The sequence below is a fragment of the Streptomyces sp. Root1310 genome (genome assembly GCF_001426425.1).
GTDB lineage: Bacteria > Actinomycetota > Actinomycetes > Streptomycetales > Streptomycetaceae > Streptomyces.
The window spans coordinates 577,406-603,613 of sequence record NZ_LMEQ01000030.1 but is presented as its reverse complement, the minus strand read 5'-3'; the positions used below and the strand labels follow the sequence as shown (position 1 = coordinate 603,613).

General features: G+C 72.3%; 24 protein-coding genes. 7 read left to right on the top strand and 17 right to left on the bottom strand.

Annotated elements, in window-relative coordinates; genetic code table 11:
* Nucleotides 1-75: 75 nt before the first annotated feature.
* The 4 genes from ASD48_RS29900 to ASD48_RS29885 form a co-directional block, all read right to left on the bottom strand.
* On the bottom strand, nucleotides 76-510 hold the full coding sequence (locus ASD48_RS29900) for a hypothetical protein (protein WP_057604862.1): 435 nt from the start codon (nucleotides 508-510) through the stop codon (nucleotides 76-78).
* Nucleotides 511-529: 19 nt separating this feature from the next.
* A complete protein-coding gene (locus ASD48_RS29895) occupies nucleotides 530-1,972 on the bottom strand; it encodes a tyrosinase family protein (protein WP_199876015.1) in 1,443 nt (480 codons plus the stop codon).
* A 213-nt stretch (nucleotides 1,973-2,185) separates the two neighbouring features.
* Nucleotides 2,186-2,893, bottom strand: a complete 708-nt coding sequence (locus ASD48_RS29890; RefSeq protein WP_157880731.1) for a hypothetical protein — start codon at nucleotides 2,891-2,893, stop codon at nucleotides 2,186-2,188.
* 428 nt (nucleotides 2,894-3,321) lie between these two features.
* Nucleotides 3,322-4,239, bottom strand: a complete 918-nt coding sequence (locus tag ASD48_RS29885) for a helix-turn-helix transcriptional regulator (protein WP_057604858.1) — start codon at nucleotides 4,237-4,239, stop codon at nucleotides 3,322-3,324.
* Nucleotides 4,240-4,644: 405 nt separating this feature from the next.
* On the opposite strand from ASD48_RS29885, the gene ASD48_RS29880 reads away from it, so the two are divergent.
* From ASD48_RS29880 to ASD48_RS29855, 6 genes are all read left to right on the top strand, one after another.
* A complete protein-coding gene (locus ASD48_RS29880; protein ID WP_157880730.1) occupies nucleotides 4,645-4,893 on the top strand; it encodes a hypothetical protein in 249 nt (82 codons plus the stop codon).
* 110 nt (nucleotides 4,894-5,003) lie between these two features.
* Nucleotides 5,004-5,852 (top strand): aldo/keto reductase, encoded by an 849-nt coding sequence (locus tag ASD48_RS29875; RefSeq protein WP_057604854.1) that lies wholly within the window; start codon nucleotides 5,004-5,006, stop codon nucleotides 5,850-5,852.
* Between the two features lie 32 nt (nucleotides 5,853-5,884).
* On the top strand, nucleotides 5,885-6,247 hold the full coding sequence (locus ASD48_RS29870) for an NAD(P)H-binding protein (RefSeq protein ID WP_057604853.1): 363 nt from the start codon (nucleotides 5,885-5,887) through the stop codon (nucleotides 6,245-6,247).
* Between the two features lie 92 nt (nucleotides 6,248-6,339).
* On the top strand, nucleotides 6,340-6,963 hold the full coding sequence (locus ASD48_RS29865) for a flavodoxin (RefSeq protein WP_057604852.1): 624 nt from the start codon (nucleotides 6,340-6,342) through the stop codon (nucleotides 6,961-6,963).
* A 187-nt stretch (nucleotides 6,964-7,150) separates the two neighbouring features.
* Nucleotides 7,151-8,128: an aldo/keto reductase gene (locus ASD48_RS29860; RefSeq protein WP_057605052.1), complete on the top strand. Its 978-nt coding sequence runs from the start codon at nucleotides 7,151-7,153 to the stop codon at nucleotides 8,126-8,128.
* A 44-nt stretch (nucleotides 8,129-8,172) separates the two neighbouring features.
* Nucleotides 8,173-9,024 carry an aldo/keto reductase gene (locus ASD48_RS29855; RefSeq protein WP_057604851.1) on the top strand — a complete coding sequence of 284 codons (852 nt, stop codon included), beginning with the start codon at nucleotides 8,173-8,175 and terminating at the stop codon, nucleotides 9,022-9,024.
* Nucleotides 9,025-9,273: 249 nt separating this feature from the next.
* Here ASD48_RS29855 and ASD48_RS29850 read toward each other — a convergent pair whose 3' ends face one another.
* Nucleotides 9,274-10,578 carry an MFS transporter gene (locus ASD48_RS29850; RefSeq protein WP_057604850.1) on the bottom strand — a complete coding sequence of 435 codons (1,305 nt, stop codon included), beginning with the start codon at nucleotides 10,576-10,578 and terminating at the stop codon, nucleotides 9,274-9,276.
* Nucleotides 10,579-10,900: 322 nt separating this feature from the next.
* Nucleotides 10,901-12,307 (bottom strand): condensation domain-containing protein, encoded by a 1,407-nt coding sequence (locus tag ASD48_RS29845; RefSeq protein WP_079074050.1) that lies wholly within the window; start codon nucleotides 12,305-12,307, stop codon nucleotides 10,901-10,903.
* 135 nt (nucleotides 12,308-12,442) lie between these two features.
* Between ASD48_RS29845 and ASD48_RS29840 the strand changes: the two genes are divergently transcribed.
* Nucleotides 12,443-12,748 (top strand): phosphopantetheine-binding protein, encoded by a 306-nt coding sequence (locus ASD48_RS29840; protein ID WP_057604848.1) that lies wholly within the window; start codon nucleotides 12,443-12,445, stop codon nucleotides 12,746-12,748.
* Between the two features lie 37 nt (nucleotides 12,749-12,785).
* On the opposite strand, the gene ASD48_RS29835 is transcribed toward ASD48_RS29840, so the two are convergent.
* From ASD48_RS29835 to ASD48_RS29785, 11 genes are all read right to left on the bottom strand, one after another.
* Nucleotides 12,786-14,078 carry a condensation domain-containing protein gene (locus ASD48_RS29835; protein WP_157880729.1) on the bottom strand — a complete coding sequence of 431 codons (1,293 nt, stop codon included), beginning with the start codon at nucleotides 14,076-14,078 and terminating at the stop codon, nucleotides 12,786-12,788.
* 356 nt (nucleotides 14,079-14,434) lie between these two features.
* Complete coding sequence (locus ASD48_RS29830) at nucleotides 14,435-15,838, bottom strand: condensation domain-containing protein (protein WP_057604846.1); 1,404 nt, start codon at nucleotides 15,836-15,838, stop codon at nucleotides 14,435-14,437.
* Nucleotides 15,835-16,707 (bottom strand): glycosyltransferase, encoded by an 873-nt coding sequence (locus ASD48_RS29825; protein ID WP_057604845.1) that lies wholly within the window; start codon nucleotides 16,705-16,707, stop codon nucleotides 15,835-15,837. The genes ASD48_RS29830 and ASD48_RS29825 overlap by 4 nt, the downstream gene beginning before the upstream one ends.
* Nucleotides 16,704-17,669: an ROK family protein gene (locus tag ASD48_RS29820; protein WP_057604844.1), complete on the bottom strand. Its 966-nt coding sequence runs from the start codon at nucleotides 17,667-17,669 to the stop codon at nucleotides 16,704-16,706. The genes ASD48_RS29825 and ASD48_RS29820 overlap by 4 nt, the downstream gene beginning before the upstream one ends.
* Nucleotides 17,666-19,813 carry an AMP-binding protein gene (locus ASD48_RS29815; RefSeq protein ID WP_057604843.1) on the bottom strand — a complete coding sequence of 716 codons (2,148 nt, stop codon included), beginning with the start codon at nucleotides 19,811-19,813 and terminating at the stop codon, nucleotides 17,666-17,668. The genes ASD48_RS29820 and ASD48_RS29815 overlap by 4 nt, the downstream gene beginning before the upstream one ends.
* The gene (locus ASD48_RS29810; protein ID WP_057604842.1) at nucleotides 19,810-20,280 is read right to left on the bottom strand and encodes a type II 3-dehydroquinate dehydratase; all 471 of its coding nucleotides are present in this window, start codon (nucleotides 20,278-20,280) and stop codon (nucleotides 19,810-19,812) included. The genes ASD48_RS29815 and ASD48_RS29810 overlap by 4 nt, the downstream gene beginning before the upstream one ends.
* Nucleotides 20,277-20,936: an HAD-IA family hydrolase gene (locus ASD48_RS29805; RefSeq protein WP_057604841.1), complete on the bottom strand. Its 660-nt coding sequence runs from the start codon at nucleotides 20,934-20,936 to the stop codon at nucleotides 20,277-20,279. The genes ASD48_RS29810 and ASD48_RS29805 overlap by 4 nt, the downstream gene beginning before the upstream one ends.
* Nucleotides 20,929-22,149, bottom strand: coding sequence for a DegT/DnrJ/EryC1/StrS family aminotransferase (locus tag ASD48_RS29800; RefSeq protein WP_057604840.1), 1,221 nt, complete (start codon nucleotides 22,147-22,149; stop codon nucleotides 20,929-20,931). The genes ASD48_RS29805 and ASD48_RS29800 overlap by 8 nt, the downstream gene beginning before the upstream one ends.
* Entirely contained in the window at nucleotides 22,146-23,216 is a 1,071-nt protein-coding gene (locus tag ASD48_RS29795; RefSeq protein WP_057604839.1) for a Gfo/Idh/MocA family oxidoreductase, read from the bottom strand. Before ASD48_RS29795 ends, ASD48_RS29800 begins: the two co-directional genes overlap by 4 nt.
* The gene (locus ASD48_RS29790; protein ID WP_057604838.1) at nucleotides 23,216-24,424 is read right to left on the bottom strand and encodes a DegT/DnrJ/EryC1/StrS family aminotransferase; all 1,209 of its coding nucleotides are present in this window, start codon (nucleotides 24,422-24,424) and stop codon (nucleotides 23,216-23,218) included. Before ASD48_RS29790 ends, ASD48_RS29795 begins: the two co-directional genes overlap by 1 nt.
* A 22-nt stretch (nucleotides 24,425-24,446) precedes the next feature.
* Nucleotides 24,447-26,174: a carbamoyltransferase C-terminal domain-containing protein gene (locus ASD48_RS29785; RefSeq protein WP_057604837.1), complete on the bottom strand. Its 1,728-nt coding sequence runs from the start codon at nucleotides 26,172-26,174 to the stop codon at nucleotides 24,447-24,449.
* Nucleotides 26,175-26,208: the final 34 nt, after the last annotated feature.

Sequence of the window (26,208 nt, the reverse complement as noted above, 5' to 3'; positions counted from 1 at the left end):
GACGCCCCCTGACAGGGCGGGGCGCCGACGGCGGATCCTCTCGTCTGCCACCGGCGCCCGTGCGTGCGTGCGGGATCAGCCGCCCCGCTTGACCGCGAGGAAGGCGGCTGTCTGACCGGCCGGTGCCAGGTCGGGAGCGCTGCCGTGGTCCGCCGCGCGCAACACGGTCCCGGCCAGGGTCTGCCGCTGGTTCACCCCCGTCGGCCAGTGCGGGAGGATGATGCCGTCGTACTCGTAGTGGAAGTCCGAGATGGGCGTGTCCGGCTGCCCTTTGCCAGTCAGGGTGAAGTGCACGAGGGACCCGTTCGTGGCCTTCCCGGTGATGTCCATCCCGAGGAACTCGTCGGGTGCGTCGGAGAAGACGAGCGCTCCGCTGATCGCCCCGCCGGGCTCGACCGACAGCCTCAGCTCCAGCTCGGCGAACCGCAGCCGGTTGAAGTCGTCCACCCGCTCGGGCCGGTTGAGGAAGCTTCGGTAGGTGTAGGTTCCGGCCAGGTCTGCTGTGTCCATTCCGGCCTCCGTACCTCGGTCAGGTGGTGCTCAGGGAAATGCTGCCGATGCGGGGACGCGAGCCGGGCGGTGGTGACGGCACGGCCGCGAGAGCGCGTGCCCCCTCCAGGGCTTCGGGCGGCGGCGGGCCGAGCGGAGCCGGTGTCACCACGACCGCCGGAATGCCCTCGCCGTCCCAAATGCCCAGCTGGCGCAGCTCGGTGAGGTGCTCGGTGATGTCGAACCTGAACGTGAGCCCTCCGCCACCGTGATGGTGGGTGTTGGTGCCGACCGCGCCGAAGAAGTGGACGTGGCCGATGAAGTACGGCCCCTCCGGGTCGAGGTCCTCTTCGTGGTCGGGGCGGGCGCCGACGAAGACGCGGTAGTTCGTCTGGGGCGGCGCGTCGGCGCGTACGTCGTCCATCGTGAGGATGGCGCGGTTCGGCGTCTGCGGTGACGCGGCCTCCGGCAGGGCTCCGGCGCGGGCACCGGGCTCAGGGGTCAGCGGGACCGTGAGAGCGTCCGGGCCCAGGTCGGTCGGGCCGGAGGTGGCCGCCACCTGCTGCGGCGGGAGGTCGCCGCCGGCCGCCAGCATGGCGACCAACCGCTCGGGCGGCTTCAGCCCGACTCCGTCCGTCAGCGACTCGTAGACGTATCCGAGCGCATCCTCGGACTGAAGGTCTTCGGACGTGAACTCGACCTTGTTGCCCTGCGCGTTGCGGAAGGTGTGGGTGAAGCCGAGCCAGTCCGCGTCCGTCGGGTTCCGGTGCCCGGAGTTGCTCGCGATCCAAGCGGCCCAGAGACGGTCGATGTTGGCGTGGTGCAGCCAGAAGATGGGGTCCCTGGGCGAGAAGAACTGCGACATCACCCCTCCCACGTAACCGTGGATGAGGTTGTGCGGCTGCATCTCCAGCAGACCGGACTGCCCGTTGCTGTGGAGCAGATGGCTGTCGGTGTACTCGCTGCCGAACTGCGTCACGCCGGTGAAGCGCGGCGCCTGCATGGCCTTGTGCGGGTTGACCTCGGTCCACCCGATGGGGGCTCCCAGGGCGGCACCCGGGCTGCGATCGGGCTCCGCCAGGAACAGCGGGTTGTCACCGTCGTCGTCGGGCCAGTCAGGGCTGCGGAACGCGCTCGGCAGGCGACGGCATTCCAGGGATTCCGGGCTGTCCGGGTCGCCGTTCGTCACCCGGGTGTAGTTCCAGTACGGCAGTGCCCAGTCGTCAGGTCCGTCCAGCTCGTTCTGGATGACATCGCGCACGATCTCCTCGAAGCAGAGGATGTAGGCGCGGTGCCAGGGCAGGAAGAACCAGCCACCGTGCGGACAGTTGTTCCATTCCGGGTTGGGGCCGGGGATGTCCGCTTTCTCACCGTGGATGTTGGCCTGCCAGAGCCAGCTGGTCGGCTCCGACTCCGGCTTGCCCTGCATCTGCCGTACCGCTCGGGCGTACCAGAGAAGCTGGGGGTCCCAGGTATCCGTCATTTTCGTCGTGTCGTAACGCACTCGAGCCGCTTGGGCCATGGCTGTGCCCTTCCGGTGAGGGGGGTGGTTGCCGCCGCGCGCCACTCGGCTTGACCGAGGCGCGGGTGGGAGGGCGCGGCATCGGATGAGGGGCGTGCCGCGCAGACCCCTCCAGCATCGCATCGCGTCACGGACCCGCAACCCAAAAGCGCGCGGCCGGCACGATCGGAGCGGTCAGCGCAGGAGCACGGCCGCCGTGGTGACGGCGGCAGCCGAGCCGAGCGCGAGCAGCACGGGCGCTGCGGGCAGAGCCCCGGCCAGGTGCCGGCGCCGCGCCAGGGCCAGGGCGGTGCCCGCGTTCCGCAACAGCACGCCCGCGACGACGGCGAGCAGCAGCACGTGCGTCCACTCCGGCACGGGTGCCACCAGGGTGATCCAGCCGCCCACGAGCGGGCTCACGCAGGCGGCGACCAGCCACGGCGTCAGGGACCTTCGGCCGCGCGCGTCGAGGACCGCCGTCAACGCGAGGCCCTCGCTGATGGAGTGCACGGTCAGCGCCGCCACCACGGGAACCGAGGCCAGCAGAGCCACCGTCATGCCCTCGACCAGCCGGTGCAACACCAGGGCGACGGCCGTTCCGGCGCCCAGAAGCCGCCCCGGCTCACCCCGTCTGCGCAGGGCGTGCCCCGCCGAGGCGAGAGCGAAGGCCGCGACGACGACGACCGGCACGATCCAGCCCGCGAGGCCCTGCTCCTCCGCCTCGTGCAGGGCGTGCGGCACGATGTCGGCACCTGCGACCGCCAGCAGCACCCCGGACGCGGCGCCGAGCAGCATCGTCGAGCGGTGCGACCACCGGCGCCCCAGCCAGGCGCCGACCAGCGTCCCCACTGCGACAAGGACCAGTCCCAGGTATTGGCCGAGGCTGAATTCCCCCCAGGACATGCCGAGTCGAGCCCCCGTCTCGGCAACCGCAGCAACCACCGTCGGCCCTTCGTGAGCAGCAGGGAATGAGATCGGTGCTCGTGACGCTTCCACAGCTCCCGCCCGGCCGCATGTGCCCGGCCCGCTCCCTGGGCCGGGCGTGTGAGCGACCCGGTCAGGGTGCGCGACGCGGTGCGGCGTCGACCGGTGGCGGGTGCGACGCCTTGGCTGCTGCCGGGCAGCGCTTCGCCGAAGGTCCGTCGGTGGACGTCGGGGCGAGGTCCCGGGATGTCTGGCTGCCCGGATACCCCGATGCCCGGCTGCCCGGCTGCCCGGCTGCCCGGCTGCCTGGCTGCCCGGCTGCCCGGCTGCCCGGCTGCCTGGCTGCCGCGAGCTCGCAGGGCGCCGCAGGCAGGACGCAGGTCAGGACGCAGGTGTCAGGACGCAGGTCAGGACTGTGCGCGGTGTTGCCGTTCGGGCTGCGCGGCCGTAGAACCGGTCGGCTCCGGCACGGTCATGTCCAGCAGGAGCACGGCGTCGTGGTCGGGCGTGCCGGGTTCGGCGGTGTAGACGCCGAGGCGCTGCCCCGGGGTGTCCTCGAGGAGCATGCTCTGGCCGCTGAGCGTGAGGACGCCGACCTGGGGGTGGTGGAAGGTCTTCTGTGTCTTCTTGCGCCCGACGACGTCGTAGCGCTCCCACAGCTGGGCGAAGTCGGGGCTCTTGAGCAGCAGCTCGCCCACCAGGGTGGTGAGGTCGGGTGCGTCGGGGTCGATGCCGGCCTGGGCACGGAGCCGGGCGACGCAGCCGCGGACCTGGTACTCCCAGTCGGGGAAGAGCGTACGTGCCGTGGGGTGGAGGAAGAGGTAGCGGGCGAGGTTGCGCTGCCGCGCGGGCCAGTCGGCGAGGCCCGCGTAGAGGGCGAGGCCGCCCGGATTCCAGGCGAGCAGGTCCATGCTGCGGCCGATGACGTAGGCGGGCCCGGGCCGCATCGTCTCCAGGATGAGCTTGAGGTGGGGGCGCACGGTCCGGCTGGGCGGGGGCGGCGGCTCGGGGGCATACCGGGCGGCGCGGGCCGCGAGGTCGCGCAGATGCTGGTGCTCCGCGTCGTCGAGCCGCAGGGCGCGGGCGAGGGCGTCCAGCACGGAGGGGCCGGGGCGGGTCTCCTTGCCGCGCTCCAGGCGGACGTAGTAGTCGATGCTGATGCCGGCGAGCGTGGCCACTTCCTCGCGGCGCAGGCCGGGGGTGCGGCGCAGCCCCGTTCCCACGGTGAGGCCGACCTGGTCGGGGGTGGTTTGGGTGCGACGCGCATGCAGGAACCGGCCCAGCTCCATGTCGCCGCTCTTGCCGCTGCTCCGCTCGGATGCCATGACGCCAGTGTCACACCGTTCTGACCTGCGCGGCAGGCACGTGGGGGGCCCTGTCATACCCCCGAACCCCACTCCCTGGCCCAGCTCGGCCTGCCACCGGGACCGGAAACGCGCGAGGCTCGGATTCTGTCGGCTCAGCGCACCGTCCGGTCCAGCACAGGAGCTCGTTCCTTGTCCGTATCCGTATCCCGGTCCGTTTCAGCCCCGCTCCCGTATGCGGGAGCGGGTGGTCTGCCGCCGCGGAGCCGTCCGGTGGACGTACGGCGTCGGGTGGCGCGGTCCCGCTCGGCTTCTTCACGATCACGGTGGACGCGGTGATCGTGGACGGGGCCCGGCCCCCGAGCGGGTCTGTGGGGCGTGGGCGGTCGCCTCGGCGCGGCCGGTGGTTCCGCGGCCGGTGGTTCCGTGGCCGGTGGTTCCGTGGCCGGTGGTTCCGTGGCCGGTGGTTCCGTGGCCGGTGGGCGGCCGGAGGCGCCGCCCTACGACCGGCCCGGGCGGGTGGCTCCCGTCGCCGCCCCAGGGGCGCTGACCTGCGCGGTCATCGCGGCCAGCCGGTTTCGTCTCCGTCTGCCCACGCGTCTGCTGGTCGCCGTGGCGACCGTGCCGGTGAGCATCGTCGCCACCGCGCTGCTGCGACCCGCGCGGCAGGCGTGACGACCACGCCGACACGGCCCGGCCGCTGACCGGCCGGCCGGCCCCGAGCACTTCCCCTGCTCCCCCGCACACCTCCGCACCTCCGCACCTCCGCACGAAAGAAGGTCCCCGTGCAGACCGTCACTCTCAACAACGGCGTCACGATGCCGATCCTCGGCTTCGGCGTCTTCCAGATCGCCCCGGACCTGACCGAGCAGGCCGTCACCGACGCCCTCGCCGCCGGTTACCGGCTGCTCGACACCGCCGCCGCGTACGGCAACGAGGAGGCCGTCGGCCGCGCCATCAAGAACAGCGGTATCCCTCGCGAGGAACTGTTCGTCACCACCAAGCTGTGGGTGCAGGACACCGGCGAGGAGAACACCGCGCGAGCCTTCGACACCTCGCTGCGCAACCTCGGCCTGGACTACCTCGACCTCTACCTGATCCACCAGCCCTACGGGGACGTCCACGGCTCCTGGCGCGCCATGGAGAAGCTGAACCGCGAGGGCAGGGCCAGGGCCGTCGGCGTCTCCAACTTCCACCCCGACCGGCTCGTGGACCTGATCGAGCGCAACGAGATCACGCCCGCGGTCAACCAGATCGAGACCCACCCCTTCTTCCAGCGCGTCGACGACCAGGAACTGATGCGCGAGCGGGGCGTGCAGATCGAGTCGTGGGGCGGGTTCGCCGAGGGCAAGAACAATCTCTTCACGCACCCGGTTCTGGGCGGCATCGCCGACCGGCACGGCCGGTCCGTGGCGCAGGTCGTGCTGCGCTGGCTCGTCCAGCGGGAGATCGTCGCCATCCCCAAGTCGGTTCGCGCCGACCGGATGAAGGAGAACATCGACGTCTTCGACTTCGCGCTCACCGACGACCAGATGGCGTCCATCGCCACCCTGGACACGGGTGGCTCGCTGTTCTTCGACCACCGTGACCCTGCCGCCGTCAGCCGGATCAGCAACCTCCGCATCCACGACTGACCGACCGGCGAGCACGACAGCGAGGGCTCATCATGTCCCACCCGCAGAACATCACCGACGTACGCCTGGTCGGCGCGACCGGCACCATCGGAGGGTTGGCGGTGGCGGCCGCACAACGGCACGGCCTGAGGCCGCGGGCCCTGGTCCGCGACACGCGGCGGGCCGAGCAGCTGCTCCCCGGCGTCGACCTCGTGCGGGGAGACCTGGAGGATCCCGCCTCCCTGCGTGCGGCGGTCCAGGGAGTCGACGCCATGGTGCTCGCCAGCGGATCGGGCGGGCACTCCCGGCCGGACGCCCGCGTACCGGACCCTGGCGACCTGCCCGTCGAAGCCGAACCGCGGACGCTGCGGGCGGATCTCGACACGGTCCGCTCCCTTCGCGGGCCCGGCGCATGACCGCGAGGGAACCCCGCGCGGGGCAGGGTCAACCGGCCACGCCGGGGCGCCGCACGCTCCTTCGTGGCGTACTCCTGGGAGGAGCCACCGTCATGACCGGTGTCCACATCACCGGATGTTCCGCGTCCCCGTCCGGCGGGGCCACGTCGGAGAGCCCCGAACGGCCTGCCTCCACGGGCTCGCGGCCCGGCAGGCGCGTCCTGCTGGCCTACTTCTCACGGGCGGGCGAGAACTACTTCCACGGCGGGCGCACCGACCTCGACGTCGGAAACACCGAGGTCCTCGCCCGCGTGATCGGCGAGCGCATGGCGTGCGATCTCCACCGCATCGACGCCGCCGACCCCTACCCCGACGACTACGACCAGACGGTCGCACGCAACGTCCGCGAGCAGGACGCCGATGCGCGTCCGGCCGTCGCCAACCTCCCTTCCTCGCTGGAGCGTTACGACACCGTGCTGCTGGCCAGTCCCATCTGGAACGTCCGAGCACCGATGATCATGTCGACCTTCGCCGAGCGGTTCGACCTCCGCGGCAAGACCGTCTTTCCGATCACCACGTATGCCATGAGCGGACTGGGCACCACCGAGCGCGACTACGCGAAGTCCTGCCCGGGCGCGACCATCGGCGAAGGACTGGCGGTACGGGGCGAGAAGGTCCGGGACGCCGACGGCGCCGTCCGGTCGTGGCTGGGCCGCACCGGCCTTCTCCGGGACTGAACGGGGAACGGGCGGTGTCGGGCCGAGGGCGTGCGACAGGCGGAGACCGGACGCCCGGGGCGGAGTGGGAACCCCCGGGGAGCGGCCAGGCCGCAGACCCTGGCGACCGGCACGTCCACCGGGAACCCGCCGGGGACCGAGAACAACACGAAGAACCAACCCGAAAACGACGGAGCGGAGAGCCATGATGCACCACATCCACCTACGTGACCTGGAGGTTTCCCGGATCGGTCTGGGCGCGATGGGCATGTCCCAGGGATACACCGGCGCCGGCACCGACGAGGCGGAGTCCGTCCGGACCGTGCACCGCGCCCTCGAGCTGGGCGTCACCTTCCTCGACACCGCCGAGATCTACGGTCCGTACACCAACGAGGAACTGCTCTGCCGGGCCCTGAAGGGGCACCGCGACCAGGTGGTGCTGGCGACGAAGTTCGGCCTGGTCTCGCACGGAGGCGACGGGCCGGGGAACCTGGACTCGAGCCCGGCCAACATCCGCACCGCCGTCGAGGGATCGCTGCGGCGTCTCGGCACGGACCACATCGACCTGTACTACCAGCACCGGGTCGACCCGGACGTCCCCGTCGAGGAGACGGCGGGCGCCGTGGGCGAGCTGATCGCCGAGGGCAAGGTCCGCGCGTTCGGCCTGTCCGAGGCCGGGCCGGAGACGATCCGCCGCGCGAACGCCGTCACACCGGTCACCGCCGTCCAGTCCGAGTACTCCCTGTTCACGCGGGATCCGGAGGCTCGGGTGCTGCCGACGCTGCGTGAACTCGGCATCGGCTTTGTCCCGTTCGCGCCGCTGGGCCGCGGCTTCCTCACCGGCGCGATCCGCTCCACCGACGGCTTCGCCGAGGACGATTTCCGGCGGGACAACCCGCGCTTCACCGGCGAGAACTTCCAGCACAACCTGCGCCTGGCCGACGAGGTCAAGGCCGTCGCCGCCGAAGCTGGCGCCACCCCGGCCCAGGTGGCCATCGCCTGGCTGCTCGCCCAGGGGGACGACATCGCCCCCATCCCCGGCACCAAGCGCGTCCACCGCGTCGAAGAGAACTCCGCCGCCGACGCACTGCGGCTCACCCCCGCCCAGCTCGAACGGTTGACGAGCCTCCCGCCCGCGGCCGGCGCCACCCACACCGAGGCCCAGCTGAAGATGCTCGAACGCTGAGCCGGCCCCGCCGGCGGAAGCTGGGCTTCCCGAAGGAGAGAACCATGCAGAACGTCATCCTGAACAACGGCGTCGAGATGCCGATCCTCGGCTTCGGCGTCTTCCAGATCCCGTCCGACGAGACCGAACGGGTTGTCACCGACGCCCTCGCGGCCGGCTACCGGCTGCTCGACACGGCGGCCTCGTACGGCAACGAGGAGGCCGTGGGCCGCGCGATCAAGAACAGCGGCATCCGGCGCGAGGAGCTCTTCGTCACCACCAAGCTGTACGTCCAGGACGCGCCGGGCGAGGAGAACACCAGGCGTGCCTTCGAGACGTCGCTGACCAGGCTCGGGCTGGACCATGTGGACCTGTACCTGATGCACCAGCCCTACGGCGACGTGTACGGCCAGTGGCGCGCGATGGAGGAGCTGAACCGGCAGGGCCGCGCCAGGGCCATCGGCGTGTCCAACTTCTACGCCGACCGCCTCCTCGACCTGATCATCAACAACGAGGTCACGCCCGCCGTCAACCAGATCGAGACCCACCCCTTCTTCCAGCGCGCCGACTACCAGGCCCTCATGCGCGAACAGGGCGTCCAGCACCAGGCGTGGGGCGGCTTCGCCGAGGGCAAGAACGGTCTGTTCACCAACCCCGTACTGAGCGAGATCGCGCAGCGGTACGGGAAGTCGGTGGGCCAGGTGGTACTGCGCTGGGCGGTCGGGCGGGGCGTCGCCTCGATCCCGAAGTCCGTGCGCCCCGAGCGGATGGCGGAGAACCTCGACGTCTTCGACTTCGCGCTCACCGACGCCGAGATGGCGGCCGTCGCCTCCCTGGACACCGGAGCCTCGCTCTTCTTCGACCACCACGACCCGGAGATCGTGAAGTGGCTCAGCGCGCGGCGCCTGGACGGCTGAACAGGAGCGCAAGGGGAGCCGGGCGGGCTCACGCCTGCCGCCTGGCCGCCGCGCACAGTGCTGTGCGGCGGCCGGGCGGCGTGCGGGGCTGCCGTTCCACCGAGACGCCACCTCGGGAACCACTTCTAAGAGGTCGGGGATCGCACGGCAGAGCGGTGCCGCTCACCCGGGAGAGCCATGGCGGCCCACGGCCCACTCCCCCGGGGCGGCCGAGAGGAATCTGCCGCCCCGGATCGCCTCTCACGCCTCTCAGTGCGCCGTGGAGGGCTCCCGGGCCTCCGGGGTGATCCCGCCGTCCATCCCGCCGTCCCCGCCCTTCTCCGTTCCCGGCGCGGACCGGCGGATCTGTGGCAGCGCGACCATCGCGGCGGCGCTCGCCAGGGTCCACACCACGCCGAACCAGAGCAACGACGAGGCCCCGACCCGATCCGCGGTCGGGGCCGCCCACCAGTAGCCCACGGTCATGGAGAGCACGGTCGCCACACCGTCGTACGCGCTGACGCGGGACATCGCGTCGGACGGCACGTCGGCCTGGAGGGCGCTCGTCCAGAGGATGTGCAGCAGTGCGAATCCCGCGCCGGACAGCAGCGAGCCCAGGACCAGGACGTACACGGGCGCGCGCACGGCGAGGAGACCGGCGAAGGCTCCCAGACCGAACGTGCAGAAGACGGACGCCAGCAGCGGCCTGCGGAAGCGCAACCGCATTCCGGCGAATCCGCCGAGGAGTGAGCCGACTCCCTGCGCGGCCATGACGGTGCCCCATTGGGCGGCGCCGTTCTCCTTGCCGCCGACGAAGGCGATGCCCAGCACCATGACGGGCCCCAGGACGAAGGTGGACGCCAGCGAGGTGTAGGCGAGCAGGGACCACAACCAGGTGCGTGAGCTGAACTCCCGCCATCCGTGCTGCAGTTGCCGGAAGAAGCTCTCGTCCTCCCGGGAGGCCTTCGTGGCGGACGACGAGGTGCGCACTCCGGCCAGGAACAGCGCGCTGGCCAGGAAGGTGGCCGCGTCGATGGCGATGACCCAGGCGGGATCGGTCCAGGCCACCAGCGCGCCGGCGACGGCGGGTCCGAGCAGCGAGCCGATCGAATTGAGCGTGGAGCCGAGGGCGTTGGCCTCCTGGAGGCGTTTGCCGGAGACGACCTCCGGGACGAACCCGTGGAAGGCGGGATGGAAGAACGCGGCCGCCACGGAGAGCGCCGCGGCGAAGGCGACGAAGCCGCCCAGCGGCATGCCGACGGTCAACAGGATGACCACGACCGTGATTTCGATGGCCGCGCGGGCGAGGTCGCTCCCGATCATGGTGACCCGGCGGCCCCACCGGTCCGCCAGCACACCACCCGCCAGCAGGAACACGATCAGGGGCGCGGTCTGCGCGCCCAGCACCAGGCCGACCCCGCTCGCCCCGCCGCCGTGTTCCAGCACGGCGAAGGACAGCGCGATGGGCATCATGCTGCTGCCCAGGACCGAGGCGGCCTGCGCGCAGAACAGCCGTCGCAGGTTCCGCTCGCGCAGTAGGTCCAGTGGTAGTCGGGCCGCCAGACCGTCGGTCATCGCATGTCCCCCGTCGGGTCCGTCGCCGGACCTCGTGCGTGACTCACCCGTCCGCTCCTCTCTCGGCCTGCCCCGGCGCGAACGCGCCACGCGATGCCCCGTGTATCCGAACGTGATGCCGGACAGAATATGTGAGTTCGAACGAGTGATCACCGGTCCTCGGGAATCTTCACACCACAGTCTTCGAGCCGCCCCCGGTAGGGCAGTTGGCGCGACGCGCCCGCCAAGGTGGAGGAGTGACGCCGGTACCAGGTCCGCACGGACGGAACGGGCCGGGAGTCCCCCGCCCGGTGCTCCCCGGACACGACGGACCTGACGGGATTCACGCCCTTCGGGCCCCGACCCGCGCCAGATCCGTCAGACGCCCCCGGAAGCCGTTCGCCAGGGCCTCGGCCGTCCGGCGTCCGTGGTACGTCGTCTCGTAGCGCAGCGCGCCGGTCAGCCGGCCCGCCTCCATGGTGAGGCCGACCGAGAGAGTGGCCGCGGCGGCCAGGGACGACTGCGGTGTGGCGTATTTGAGCCGGGAGAAATCCTGGTGGTAGGGGGCGAGGCCGGTGCGCAGTCCGTGCATCGGCAACTCGTGTTCCCGTCGGTCGACGATCCAGCCGGTCACCCCGTACAGGCGCAACTCCGCGTGCGCCAGGGCGTGACGGTAGAAGGCCGCGTCGCCCTGGCGGCCCAGGACGGCCTCGGCAAGCCGGCCGAACGGCAGGTCGACGCCCGCCGAGGCATCCCTGAGGACGCCGTCGACCTGCCGGAACAGTCCACTCGGCGGGGTCTGCCCCAGGTCGACCGGCACCTGGATCATGTTGGAGAACAGGCCCACGGCGGAGCGGGTCTCGGGGCGCACCCGGCCGTGCGAGGGCGTGGAGAGGATCAGCCGCTCGCGGCCGTAGAAGCCACCCAGTGTCCGGGCCAGCGCCGCCGCGAGCAGCGCGTACAGGGAGACCCGCTCGCCGCGGGCCGCGCGCAGCAGCCGCCGGGACTCCTCGGCCGACAGGTCCAGGGGGATGCTGTCGTACTGGTGCTGGAGCGGGAGGAACCCGGTGGCGCGGCCGGGAAGGAGTTCCCCGGAGCCGTGGGCGCGCAGCCGGTCCACCCAGCCCGCCAGGCGGGAGGCGGTGTCGAGGCGGGTTCGAGGTGTGTTCTCGCTGCGGACGAAGTCCACGTAGGACAGGGGCGGCCGGATGCCGCCGACGCCGGGGGCGGCCATGCGGCGGTTGTAGAAGTGGGCGAGGTCGCGCAGATAGACCTGATGGCTCGGCTCGTCGAAGACCAGATGGTGGAAGCTGGTCAGCAGGACGTGGTCGTCGGCGGCCAGCCGCAGCAGGGTGGCCCGGGACAGCCGGTCGGTGACCTCGAAGGGCCGTGTGGTCAGGTCGAGGAGGATCTCGTGCAGTTCCCGTCGGCGCAGTGCGTCGACCAGGTCCATGGTCTCCAGGGGAAACGGCTCAGGACGCAGGGCCTGCCGCGGTCGGACCACCTGCTCGACAGGCGTCCCGGTGTCGAGCAGCCGCAGCCTCAACGCGTCATGGCGTAGGGCGACTTCGGCGAGGGCGTCGCGTAACGCGCCGACGTCCAGGGCCCCTCGCATGCGCAGGGCGGTCGAGCAGTCGAGGGAGACGGCCTTGGGATAGAGCTCGTCGTAACACCTCTCCCACTCCCAGCACCACTCCTGACGCGAGGAGAGGGGAAGTCCTTGATCCGACTCATGGGATGTCGCCGTCATGACCTGCCCTGTGGAAGACGCCCTGACGCTGTCGACGCTACCCTCGGCGCAGCGCATAGCCCCTCGTCAGAGCGGTCATGCCACACAACTGTAAAACTCCGGATGGGGGTGAGCGGGGTGCGTTATGTTCCTGCCATGGCGGATGTGGACACCTCGGCAACGCGGCAGGGTCCGCAGGGACTCGACGGTCTCGCGGCGGCCCTCGCTCAGGCATGGCACGGCGTGCTCGGCTCGCTCCCGGGGGATGACTCGGACTTCTACGAAGCCGGAGGCACCTCGATCGACGCGGCTCGGATCGCCTCACAGGCCGCGGAATTCGCCCCGGACGTCGAGGACCTGGACGTCGCGCTGATGACCGCGCTCCTCGACGAGGCGCGCTTCGGGGACGTACGACGGCTGGGGCTGGAGTCGATCGACCGCGCACGTGGCGGGTCGGCCTGACCGAGCGTCCGGTGGCCCGTCCGGGCCGAGGGCCGGATCAGCCGCGGCCGGTCGCCAGGTCGGCCAGCAGGTCGGCCGCGAACCGTTCGCACCACGGTGTGCCGAAGCACCGGCGGTCGTAGGTGAGGACCAACTGCGGCCGCGTTCCGGACAGGTTGAACTCCAGGTCCAGCTGGGACGGGCGGACCACGGGCCCGGCGGTGCCCTCGGCCTCCTCTTCGGCCTCCCCATCCGCCTCCCCATCGCCCCGGTCGTCGTCCAGGTCGAAGAGGGTGAAGGTGAGCCCCGCCACGGAACTCTGCCAGGAGTCCGCTGTCACGCTCACGCTCAGCGGGGCCAGGTCGTCGCGCGCGACGCCCATCCCGTCCGTGAGCAGGTCGACGATCTCCTCGAACTCCACTCCCTGGTGTGCCATTCCCTCGCGCAGCCCGCGCCGCACCTGTGCGAGCACCCCCTGGTCGCCGTGCGGGGCCGAGGGGCCGACGCGGACGAGGACCGCCTGGGCGAGGGGGCCCACCGCGTCGGAGTTCATGCGGTTCGCGGACATGGTGCCGAGGACCAGGTCGGTGGCTCCGGAGCGTTCCAGCACCCGTCGGGCCGCCGCGGCGGTGACGTACACCGTGGGCGTGCAGCGCGCGGCGCGGGCGTTCGCCCGGAGGAGAGCGGACAGGGCGGGATCGAGGGGAACGCGCAGTTCGGCACCGTCGGGCAGCCAGCCCGGCTCCGGCCGCCGCTCGCCGATCCACGGCGTGGGGAAGCCGGACAGCTCGGTACGCCAGAACTCCCAGTCGGCGGACCTGCGGTGCTCGCGTGCCGCCAGAAGTGCGGAGTACCGGTCGGCAGGCGGCAGCGGCTCGTCCGGTCCCAGCCGGTACGCCTCCTGAAGGTCCGTCACCACCTGGTGCAGCGAGAACAGGTCCATCACGAGCCGGTGGAAGGTGAGGAGCAGGACGCCGCCGCCGTCGCCGAGAAGCGTCAGCTGGGCGCGCGCCAAGGGCTCGCCGGCAAGGGGGAAGACCTCCGCGTGGGCCGCGGCCGCCGATCGGCGTATCTCGGCGAGGTGGCCGGCCCGGTCCGCATACAGGTCCGGGCGGTGCAGGACGCGCGGCTCGTGGTGCGTGGCCGGACCGAGGGTCAGCGTCTCACCGTCCGCGTGGAAGCCCGTGTCGAGCAGTTCATGTCGCCGAAATACGGCCGTGACGGCGTGGGAAAGCCTTTTCTCGTCGAGCATTCCGTCGAGACGCAGCGCAATGCCGGTGTGCAGCAGCGCGCTTCCGCGAACCAGACATTCCACTTCCCAGAGCCGTTGCTGCTGACGGCTCAATTCCACGGCGTGCGTACTTCCACTTGCCCGGTCCATGCGCTCCCTCGCCCGAAGGTGCGACGAGTGCCGCACGGGAAATCGTGACTCCCCGTACGGCACTTGTCGGTGGTCCTACTTCGCCTCGGCCGCGGCCTGACGGCGGAGCTGCTCGAGATTGATGAGTGCGAGGCTTACAGAATTGACCTTCGTCATGTCAACTTCCCCTCTTTGTAGGCGGGTTCCTCTGCCACCGGTCGGTGGCAGGGGAATGCTTCCAGGCGAAGTGATCTCCCGTCAATAAGGCTTGCCACAGGGCCGTGCCGATTCCGGATATCCGTCAGGTCGCGGCAATGCCGGTCACGGTAGCGATTTCTGACGATGCATCATGAAACGGCGCCCTCACTCAATCGCTCCATGAAGTGCATGAATATCTCGCCCACCCGTGCCGCCCTTGTGGCATCGTGATAGTGCTTCTCGTACCACACCGAGCCCGTGAGAGCCCCGTCCGCCATCTCCAGGTCGGCGAAGAGGGTGCTGGCGCACGCCAGCGCCTGCTCGGGGCCGGCGAAGACCGGGAACGGGTGCTCGGGGTACAGGTCCAGCGGGGTCACGGCGAGCCCGGACGGCAACGCCGGCACAGGGTTCGGCTCCTCCGGCAGCCAGCCGGTCACTCCGCTCAGCCGCAGTTCCAGGTGGGCCAGAGCGCTGCGGTAGTAGGCCCCCTCGCCCGGCGGGCGGTCCAGGACGCGGGAGGCGATCTCGCTGAACGGCAGGTCGGCCGCGTCCGAGGCCCTCCGGACGCTGTCGTGGACGGCCTTGAGGAACTCCGTCAGGGACCGGTACTCCGTGTCCACCGGCACCGGGACCACGGTACTGAACAGGCCGAGCGTCTCGCGGGCGCTCGCGGAGGTCCGCCCGTGCGTGTACACGGAGCACACCAGGCGGTCCCGCCCGTACACCGTGGCCACGGCGTGCACGAGGGCCGCCAGCAGAACGGTGTGGAGCGTGACGCGCTCGGCGCGCGAGCGCCGCAGCAACAGGCGGGTCCGCTCGGCCGTCAGCGCCACCGGCAGGGAGCCGAACTCCGCCGCGGCGACGACCGCCCCGGCGTCGCCCGCCAGCGGGTCGGCCGCACCGTACGCCCGCAGTTCCCCGGCGAGGGCGGCGGCCCGCCCCTGCACGGCGGACCGTACCTCGGGTGCGTGCTCCCGGCTGATCAGGCCGGTGTAACTCGCGGGCTCACCACGGCGCTTGGCGGCGCCGTCGCCCGGTGCGATGCGCTCGCGGTAGCCCTGGGCCAGCAGGTCACGGAAGAGGCGATGGGACGTGCTGTCGAAGATCAGGTGGTGGAACTGCGCGACGAGGACGTGCTCCTCCTCCGCCGTGCGCACCAGGGTCGTGCGCGTCATGCGGTCCGTCAGGTCGAGAGGCCGGGACAGGACCCGCGTCACCTCCGCCGCACGCTCCCGCGCGGGGGCCCGTACGACGTCCAGGGGCCCCGGCTCGGACCGCAGCCCCTGTCCGGGCCAGACCGCGGACGGGTCCGGGCCGGCCCCTGCCACGAGGTGCAGGCGCAGCGCCTCGTGCCGGGTTCCGATCTCGGCCAGCGTGTCCCGCAGTGCTCCCGTGTCGAGCGGCCCGTGGAACAGCAGGGTCTCGGACGACTCGATCGGCGTGGAGTCACCGGTGTAGCTGCGGGTCCACTCCCAACACCAGTCCTGGCGGGAGAACAGGGGCAGCGGGGCGGGGCCGGCCGACGGAGGGTGGGTCCTGGCCACGTGGTTCATGGGCGGGGGCTCTCTTCCAGGGTCCGTACGGCCGTGACGTACCGGCGGCTGTTTCCCGAGGGGCCGAGCAGCTCCGGCAGGGCGCGTACGGCGGGCACGGGGTGCTTCTCGGTGAACCGGGCGAGGTTCACCGTGTGCTGTTCCCAGCGGTCGGCGCGTTCGTGGGTGAGGTGCACGCCCGGTGCGGCGGGAGCGAGGCGCATCCCGGCTCCCGACGACCACAGGCGCAGGCCGAGTTCGAGGTCCTCGCACCCCCAAGTCGTGCCGAATGTCTCGTCGTAGCCGCCGGATCGCTCCCACAGCCCGTACGGCATCGAGGTGTTGGCACCGATGCACGTCAACCATGGTGCCACGGGCTCCAGTTCACCCGTGTTCATGGCTGTCACCAGTGTCTCCAGGGCGTTCGCCACCGTGCGCCCGAACCGGCCGCCCGTCGCCGCCGCGTGGGGATCGAAGAGGACTTCGTCCCGCGCGGCGGCCAGCAGACGCCGTGCGGCGGGAAGTTCACGGACCGGCCCGTGCGCGCAACCGGGCTCCCGGTCGGTGTGCTCGGCGACGTGGGCCGCCAGGGCCTGCGGCGGGAGCAGGATGTCGTCGTCCAGGAAGATCAGCAGGCCGCCGCGGGCCGCTGCCGCCCCGGCGTTGCGTGCCGCGGCGCGGCCCGCCCGTGGTCCCGGCACGGTGTGCAGGGGCAGCTGTGCGGCGGCGGCCGCCACGACGTCGGCGGTGCCGTCGGTGCAGCCGTCGTCGACGACCACGATCTCGTGGGGCTCCGGGCACAGCTGACGGGCCAGGCAGGCCAGGACGAGGCGCAGGCTGTCCGCCTTGTCGCGGGTCGGGATGACCACGCTGACCGTCGGCCGGGTCATGACGGGCTCCCCTCGCGGTACAGGTCCGCCCCACCGAGCACGCTCGTGCCGTGGGCGGCGAGAAGGGCGGCGCCGGCGAGGGAGGAGTGCGGACCGTGGACGGCCGGACCGACCTCGGGGAGGGGCCGGCCCGGGCGGGCCGTCGCGGTCAGGCGACGCGCGACCCTGCGGGGCAGGCCCGCGAGCGCGGCTCCGAGGCCCCCTCCGATGCGTACCTGCGCGGGCTGGACCAGCTCCACGAGGACTCGCAACGCGCCGGCCATCGAGTCGGCCGCGTGGTCGAGGGTGCGCTCCGCCCACGGTTCGGCCCGGTCCACGCCCGCCACCAGCTCGGCGGTCGTCGTGGGAAGTCCGCGTGCCGCGGCGGCGTGAGCGGCCAGCGCCTCGGCCGAGACCACGGCCTGAAGGCAGCCGCGCGTGCCGCACCGGCAGCGCGGGCCCTGCGGATCGACCACCAGATGGCCCAGCTCGCCCGCCGTGCCCCAGGCGCCGGTCAGCAGTCGGCCACCGCTGACCACCCCGCCGCCGACGCCCGTACCGATGCCCAGGTAGACCAGGTCCCGACTGCCCGTGGACAGGGCCTCCGCCAGCCCGGCGAGCGTCGCGTCGTCGCCGAACAGGACCTCGGCGCCGCTGCCCGCGAAGGGGGCGCTCAGCGAACGGCCCACCCAGTGGGGCCGGTTGGGCCAGCTCACCACGGACCCGTCGGCGCCGACATTGGGCGCCGCCGCCACGCCGATCCGGGCCGGCGTTCCCCCCAGCGCGCCGACCGCCTCGGCGACGGACGCCTCCAACAGCTCCGACTCGCCTCCCCCGTCACCGCCGGCGGGCCACACGACGGTGCGCTCGTACACGGCCGCCCCGGCGGCGACCGCGCGCAGGGCCAGCTTGGTGCCTCCGATGTCCACGGCGAGAACGCCGCCCGCCGTGCCGGGATGCGTACGCGGAGGGATACCGGTCACGACGGCTTCCGGGCGACGAGGATCGCGTACGGCGCCTGCTCGGCACCGCGGCTCTCCTCCACCCGCAGTCCCACGGCCTCCAGCCCTGCCCGCAGCTCCTGCGTCGTCCACCAGTGGAGGTGTCCGTCGACGAGCCAGCGGACCGCCGTCGTCCGGCTCATGTCGTCGGTGAGGGCGAGCGGGTCGTGGACGAAGGCGTCAGCGACCACGAGCAGTCCCTTCGGCCTCAGCAGTGCGGCGAGTGAGCCGAGTTGGGCGGCCGGACCGTGGACACCCCCGAGGACCACGCAGGCGCCGTACTCGGCGTCGGCCGCCGGTGGGGCACCGCCGTCGCCGATCTCCAGGAGCGCACCGTCGACGGCGGCCTCGGCCAGCAGCCCCTCGACGCTCTCCCGCAGGGCCTTCTCCGCTGCCGGGGATCCGGCGGGCGCGCCCGGCAGTACCGGTCGCTCCCCCGCCGCTTCGCCGCGCACCCGGGCCGCCAGCGCCCGGCCGGCCGGCACGACGTCCGGGGAGTACGCCCAGGCGTCCGGCGCACCCGCCGAGGCGGTGTCCGTGACCAGCAGCCCCAGCGCGCAGGCGGTGTCCAGCACGGGCGACAGCACATCCACGCGCAGCCCCGCCGTCCCGGCCAGGTCGGCGGCGGTGCCGCCATGGCCCAGGCCCGCGAGCAGGCCGAGTTCGGTGAGGGCCGCCGCCAGGACCTGCTCGGCCGTGGTCCCGGGGCGGGCGGCGCGCGCGAGGCGGTACACGGGGGCCGCCTGCGCCTTGCCGACGGCGGAGCGGCGCAGCCGGTAGCGCGGCCGGAAGCTGTCGGGCACCTTGTACGCGGCCAGTTCGGCACGGGCGAACGCCTGCACCCGTGCCGGAGCGGCCAGGTCGGCGTCGGCGGGCACGTACTCGACGGTGAGCCCCTGGTCGTCCGAGTCGTCGGGACCCGTCGCCGTGACCGAGACGTCGGCGACGCCGGGGGCCGCCCGGAGCACCGACTCCACCTCCATCGTGGAGACCCAGCGGGCCCCCCGGCGGACCACTCCGCGCCGGGCCCTGCCCAGGATGCGGTGGACGCCGTGCTCGTCGCGATCGGCGAGGTCGTGCAGGCGGTGGACCGAGCCGTCCTCCAGGACTACGGCGAGTTCCCCCTGGGCCGCGCCCCGGCCGGGCAGAGGCGTGCCGTCGGGGTCCAGCAGGTCGACCCGCACGCCGGGCATCGGACCGCCGACGGCTCCCGACGGCAGTCCGGGATCTCCCCACAGCACGGAACCCGTCTCGCTGGAGCCGTAGTTGCGGGAGACTCCCACACCGATGGTGCGGGTCCACAGCGCGTCCAGTTCGGCGTCCACGTATCCGGCGCCGGCCATCACCCGGCGCAGCGCGGGGAACGGGGCGTCGTCGGTCAGGGCCCGCCGGCGCGCCAGGACGCGGGCCAGGCCGGGCACGGTGACCAGGACCGTCGCCCGCTCGCGCAGTCGGCTGTGCACGGCGCCGACGGCACGGGGCGGCACCGGGTCCACGTGCGCCCCGGCCACCAGCGCGCCGGCCAGCCAGCCGAGCGCGTAGGCGTGGCTCAGCGGCAGCGGGAGCAGTACGCGGTCGTCCGGCCGCGCCAGACCGGCGTGGTGGTAGCGCACGCCCTCGTCGAGCACGGAACGCGGCGAGCGCGCCACGAGCTTGGGCGTCCCGGTCGATCCGGAGGAGACCAGCACCAGCGTGCCCGGCGCGTGGGCGACCGGACCGGAGTCTGCGTCGGCTCCTGTGATCCCGTCACCGACGAGCCCGCCGTCCGTGCCGCCGTCCCGCGCCCGAAGCACCGCCCCGTCCGCCTCGCCCGGGTCCGCCACCAGTGTCCGCCGGGCTCCGGCGGTCCTCAGCAGCCTGCGGGTCTCCGCCGGTGGCGAGTCCGCGGGCAGCAGCAGGGGGCAGGCGCCCACCGCCGTCAGCGCGAGCAGGCCCAGCACCCATTCCGGCTGGTTGGGGCCTTGGAGGCCGACCGCCTCGGCGGGCCGTACGCCCTGTGCGCGCAGCCGTCCGGCCAGCTCGGTCACCCGTACGACGGCCGCCCGGCGGGTCAGGTCGCCGAGCGCGGGCGCGTCGGGGTCGAGGTCCGCCCGGGAGAACGCCTCCCACAGGTTCGCGGCGCTCACTTCGCCGTACCCTGCGCCGCCTCCAGCCGCCGTACCAGTGCCTCGGCGGCGAGTTCGTACCCGTGGGTGCCGAAGCCCGCGATGACGCCCACGGCGAGGGGCGAGACGACGGAGTTGTGCCGGAAGGACTCGCGGGCCCAGACGTTGGAGATGTGCACCTCGGCCCAGGGCGCCGGGTAGTCGGCGAGGGCGTCGCGCAGGCTCCAGCCCGCGATCATCAGCGCGCCGGGATTGACGATCGCGGCGGCGGTGTCCCGGTGCTTGTGCAGGGCACGGATCAACTCGCCCTCGCCGTCGTGTTGTTCGCTGCGCAGTCCGTACCCGGCGCGGGCCAGCAGCTCGGCCACCGACTCCTCCACCTCGGCGAGGGTGGTGGTGCCGTAGATCCCGGGTTCGCGCGTGCCGAGCGTGCCGAGGTTGGGGCCGTTGAGCAGCAGCAGGTCACGGGAGGTGGAGGCGATGGTCACGCGGGGGTCCCTTCACGGCGGTGCAGCAGGTCGGCCAGTTCGGCGCACGAGCCGGCCACCAGTTCGGGCCGGTGGGCGAGCAGTTCCTCCCGGTCGCCCTGCCCCCAGAGGCCCGCGGCCGTACGGGTGCCGGCCGCGCGGCCGGCCCGCAGGTCCAGCACGGAGTCGCCGACCATGACGGCGCCCTCGGCAGCGGCCCCGATCTTCTCCAGGGCGAGCAGGACGATGTCGGGAGCCGGTTTGCCGTTGGCCACCTCGTCGCTGCCGCACACCGCGTCCACCAGGTCCAGCAGGCCGGTCGCCGCCAGTGCCTCCACGGCACGGCCATGGGTCTTGCCGGTGGCGACGGCTGTCGGAACGCCGGCCTCGCGCAGTCCGGCGAGCAGTTCCGCGGCGCCGGGGCACGGCTCGATCTCGTGGACCAGCTTGCGGCTCTCGACGACGAACGGCTCGTACATCCCGGCGGGCAGGCCCATGATCGTCAGGGTGTCGGGCATGTGCCGCCCGAGGTGGGTCAGGTACTCCTCGAAGGGTGCCTCGCCGTCGCCGACCGTGAGGTCGTACGCCCGCTGGAAGGCCCTGCGCATCACGTGGATGCTGTCGATGAGAACGCCGTCCAGGTCCAGGACGACGGCCCGCGGCCAGAGGTCACTCACCGTTCGCTCCCTTTCGGACGGCCTCGGACGCCGCCCGCATGCTCGCCACCACATGGGCGACGTCCTCGTCGGTCATGGTCGCGCCGAGTCCGACGGTCACGGACCGGCCCAGCACGGCCTCGCTGGCGCGCAGACGCGCGGTGGCGTCCCAGGCGACGCCCCAGGGGGTGCGGCCGGCGCGGACGGCGGGGTTCTGCTGGACCAGGCGGCCCGAATAGAGCGTGGCCGCGGGGATGCCGGCCGCGGTGAGCACGGTGACGAACCGGCGTGCCGCCATGCGGTCGTCCAGCAGGACCGTGAGATCGCCGCCACTGCCCTCCTCGTCCGGCAGCCGCCGCCATTCGAGCTCCAGGTCGGCGAGGTCGGCTCGGACGGTCCGGGCGATGTCGCGCAGCCGACGCAGCATCGGAGCAAGCCGTTCCAGCTGTACGGACAGCAGGGCGCCGGCGATCTCGGTCATCCGCAGGTTGGCGCCGAGGAGGGCCTCGCCCGCTGCACCGCCGCGCTCGCCGCTGCGTGAGGTGGTGAACTGCCCGCCCTGGTCCTGGTAGCGGACCACGCGGTCGTGGACGCCGGGGTCCGTCGTGACGACGGCGCCACCCTCACCGGCGGTGATGTTCTTCTCCAGCTGGAAGCTGAACGCGCCCGCGTCACCGATCGAGCCCACCGGGCGCCCCCGGTAGCTGACACCGCAGGCCTGGGCCGCGTCCTCCAGGACCCGGATGCCGTGCTCACGGGCGACGGCCAGGATCGGGTCCATGTCGGCGGCGGCGTTGTTCAGGTGGACGGGCATGACCGCGAAGGTCCGCTCGGTGACGAGCTTCTCCCACGCCGTCGGGTCGAGGGTGAGCGACTCGTCGATGTCGGCGAAGACGGGGATACCGCGCGCGGCCACGATGGCGTTGACGCAGCCGATGAAGGTGGCCGACGGCACGATGACCTCACCGCCCTCGGGTATCCCCAGGCCGATCAGGGCGCAGGTCAGGGCGGCGGTGCCGGAGGACACGCCGACCGCGTGGGGGGCCTGGTGCAGAGCGGCGAACCGCTCCTCGAACCGCTCGACGCGGCGCTGCAGCGCGGGACCGTAGTAGCGGAACAGGGAGCGGCTCTCCAGCACGTCCAGTGCGGCGGCCTTCTCCTCCTGGCCCCACAGGGCGAGGCCGCGCAGCGGCTCGTAGCGCAGCGCCGTCGGCTCGGACAGGGATGCAGTCATGAATTCGTCTCCGGTGCTGTCCAACGGGCGGACGTGGCGCGGTAACAGGCCTCGACGACGGCCAGGGCTTCGCGGGCCTCGCGCAGCGCCCGGTCCGTGGCATCGGGCCGGGCCAGTTCGGCGGCCAGCGCGTCGAGTTGCTGGTCGTACTCGTCGCCGACGGCGGCCGGGGGCAGCGGCACTCGACGCTCTCCGCCCGCCTGGCGGAGGGTGAGCGTCGGTTCGCTCACACGCCGGGGGCTGAAGCCGAACGTGGTGGTCAGCTCGGCGGTGCCCGCGGTGCCGTGCAGCACCAGCCTGGTGCGGTCGACCGGCTCGTGCGAGGCCCAGGCGAAGCGCAGGTGCATTCCGTATCGCTCGGTGGCCACCAGGGCGGTGAGCTGGTCCTCCACGTCGGCGTTCCGCAGGCCGGCCGTGCCCGTGTGCCAGTCCGCGCCCCAGCCCGCGCGGGTGAGGAAGTCGCTGGAGGCGAGGGCGGTGGCGTGGCGAACGCCGGAGGCGCCCCACAGGTGGTGCAGGACGTCGATGACGTGCCAGCCCAGGTCGACCAGCACCCCGCCGCCGGCCGTCTCCCGGCGGGCGAACCAGTCGCTTCCGGGAATGCCCCGGGAGCGCACCCAGCTCAGCTCGGCCTGGCGGGGCGTGCCGAGCGCCCCGTCGGCGACGAGACGCGCCAGCTCCCCCACGTCCGCGCGGTGGCGGGCGGCGGTGGAGAGCAGCAGCCGCCCCCCGCCGTCGCGGGCGGCGTCTTCGAGGAGCCGCAGGTGGCCGAAGTCGGTGCCGGTGGGCTTCTCCAGGAACACGGCGAGGCCCTGGCGCAGGAAGTGGCTCGCGTGGGCGCCGTGGGTGTGGTTCGGGGTGAGGACGAACACGAGGTCGGCTTCGCGCGGCCCGAGCTCCTGGTACCCGTCGTACACCCGTGCCCCGCCCACCAGGGCGGCGGCCCGCTCGACGGCCTCGGGCCGCGGCTCGACCACGGCGACGACCTCGAAGTCCGGGTGCTTGACCAGCCGGGGCAGCCATACCTCGCGGGCCACCCAGCCCAGCCCGATGACGGCGACCCTCATCAAGCGGGACGCTTCTTCCCCGCCAGCTCGGTCAGCACCTTGGCCACGGCCTCCGCGACGTCGGCGCAGTCGGCGTCCGTGCCGAGCAGCACCCGGTGGTGCAGCCAGAAGCCGTGCGCGCCCAGGTGTTCGCTGACCGGGTTGCGCTCGGCGAGCTCGGCCGTGTCCGGCAGTCCGTTGCCGCGCAGCGCCTCGTGAGCCTGGGTGCGGTAGACCGGCGGGTAGTTGACGAAGGCGGGGATGCCCTCGGCGACCAGCGCCCTGACCACCAGGTCACGGTCGACGCCGGGGTGCGCCGCGGGGTCGAGGGCGGCCATGGCCATGTAGTGCGGGTTGAGGTCACAGCGCGGATCGCGGCCCTGCGGGACCACACCGGGAATCTCGCGCAGCGCCGCGGACAGCGTCTTCCAACGGCTCTCGCGGCGTGCGTTCTGCTCGGAGAGCCGTGCGAGCTGGGCGCGCAGGACGGCCCCGGCGAACTCCGTCATGCGGTAGTTGGAGGACGGGGTGCGGTGCTCGTAGTCCGTGTCGCCGAGGGGTCGGCCACAGCTGTGCCGGGAGAACGCCTCGTCGAACCACTCCTGCGAGGGCAGGAGCAGCGCCCCGCCCTCGCCCGCGGTCATCAGCTTGCCGTTCTGGAAGCTGAACGCGGCGAGCGTGCCGAAGTCGCCTACGCGACGGCCGGACCAGACGGCGCCGTGCGCGTGCGCGGCGTCCTGGAAGACGACGATGTCGTGCCGGGCGGCCCAGGCGCCGATGGCGTCCATGTCGGCGACGTGCCCGGCCATGTGGACGGGGATGACGACACGTGTCCGTGGTGTGCGGACCGCCTCCAGCGTCTGCGGGTCGAGGCAGTACGTCACGGGGTCCACGTCGACCGGGACCGGGACGCCGCCCGCGCGCTGCACCGCGATGGAGGTGGAGATGAACGTGAAGGCGGGCACGATCACCTCGTCGCCCGGCTTCAGGCCCAGCAGTTCCAGGCCGAGTTCCAGGGCGTGGGTACCGTTGGTGACGGCGAGCGTCGTGCCGCCGTGGTACTCGCCGAACTCCGCCTCGAAAGAGGTGACCTCGGAGCCGCCGACTCGCCACCACTGGCCCTGGTCGACCGCGCGGATCAGCGCCGCGCGTTCGGTGTCGTCGTGGTACGGCCAGGCCGGAAAGTCGTGGCGGCGGACCGGATTCCCGCCGTCGAGTGCCAGAGCCACAGTGCGTCCCTCTCAGTCGGTCTCAGTCGGTGGCGGGGCTGCCGGTCGCCGACGACAGGGAGGGCGCCAGGGCGTCCAGGTCGTCGGCCGAGTGCGCCACCACGTAGTTTTCGATGATCATCCAGTCCAGCCGGCTGCCGCCGTAGAACTCGAGGGCCTGCTGCGGGGTCTCGACGATCGGCTGACCGTTGTCGTTGAACGAGGTGTTGAGCACCACCGGAACTCCGGTCAACCGGTGGAAGTGCGCGATCAGCCCGTGGTACGCGCCGTTGTCCTCGGCTGTCACGGTCTGCACCCGGGCGGTGCCGTCGACGTGCACGATGGCCGGGACCTCGCCCTGCTTCTCGGGCCGGACCGGGGCCACGATCAGCATGTAGGGCGACTCGATGTCGAGGTCGAAGTAGTCGGCCGCGTGCTCGCGCAGCACCGCCGGGGCGAAGGGCCGGAAGGGCTCGCGGTGCTTGACGCGGGCGTTGATGATGTCCTTCATCTCGGCGCGCCGGGGATCGGCCAGGATGCTGCGGTGGCCCAGGGCGCGCGGCCCGAACTCCGACCCGCCGGTGAACCAGCCCAGCAGCTTGCCCTGCGCGAGCAGTTCGGCCCCGATCCGGGACGGCTCGTCCACCTTGCGGTAGGGCAGTCCGGACGCGTCGAGCGCGGCCCGTACCTCGCGGTCGTCGTAGGTGCGGCCCAGGTAGGCGTGGCGCTGGGCGGTGCGGGCGGGCTTTTCGCGGGGCCGGCCGGCGATGACGTGGTAGCCGTAGTAGGCGTTGCCGACGGCGCAGCCGCCGTCGCCCGCGGCGGGCTGCACGAAGACGTTCTCGAAGGGGGTCTCGCGCAGCAGCCGGCCGTTGGCCACGCAGTTCAGCGCGACTCCGCCGGCCAGGCACAGGTCGGTGAGCCCGGTGTCCGCGTGGAGCCGGCGGGCGACGTGCAGGAGGGCCTCCTCCAGTGTGTCCTGGGCCGCGTAGGCGAGGTCGGCGGCGCGGGCGAAGCGCTCGTCGCCCGTGTAGCCGTCGAGGGCGTGCTCGATGAAGTCGAGCAGTCCGCCGTTCTTGAGGTGCAGTTCGTAGCGGCCGTCGGGCAGCAGCGTGAGGTAGTCGCGGAACTCCTTGCAGTAGCGCGGGGTTCCGTAGGGCGCGAGGCCCATCGTCTTGCCGTCCTCGGACAGGTACCAGTGGCGGCCTTCGTACTCGTTCTCGTACAGGACGAAGCCGATGGCCTTGCTGACCGCCTTGTACATGTAGCCGAGGGAATGGTCGCTGTCGCCTGCCTGGTAGACCCGAAGGGCGCTGAGGCCGTCGGTGGACCAGTTGGTGCCGAGCACCTTGGACAGCTCGGTGATGGTGGTGCCCTCGCCGACGGCGGTGGTGAGGGTCTCCACGCCCTGGTCGTCGATCAGGCTGCCCGCTCCGTCGACCACGAGAATGGCGGCCCGTTCGAAGGGCGAGGGGAAGAAGGTGCTGGCGGCGTGCGCCATGTGATGGCGTATCAGGTGGATCCGCTTGCGGAAGGGAAAGTACGCGGGTGCCAGCAGCGTGTCGTCGGCGACGATGACGTCGACGTCCGCGAGGCGTGCCTGCGCCATGTCGAGGCAGTACCGCCACGACTGGTTGAACAGCGAGTTGACTCCGACCGAGTACTTGACCCGGCGTACCCGCTCCTCCTCGATGCCTGCGGCGATGACGCCGTCGGAGACGAGACAGGCGGCGAAGTCGTGGTTGGACCCGCCCAGGCCGAGCGTCAGCATCCCGGTGTTCCCCCTCTTTGAGCTCGCAGGATTC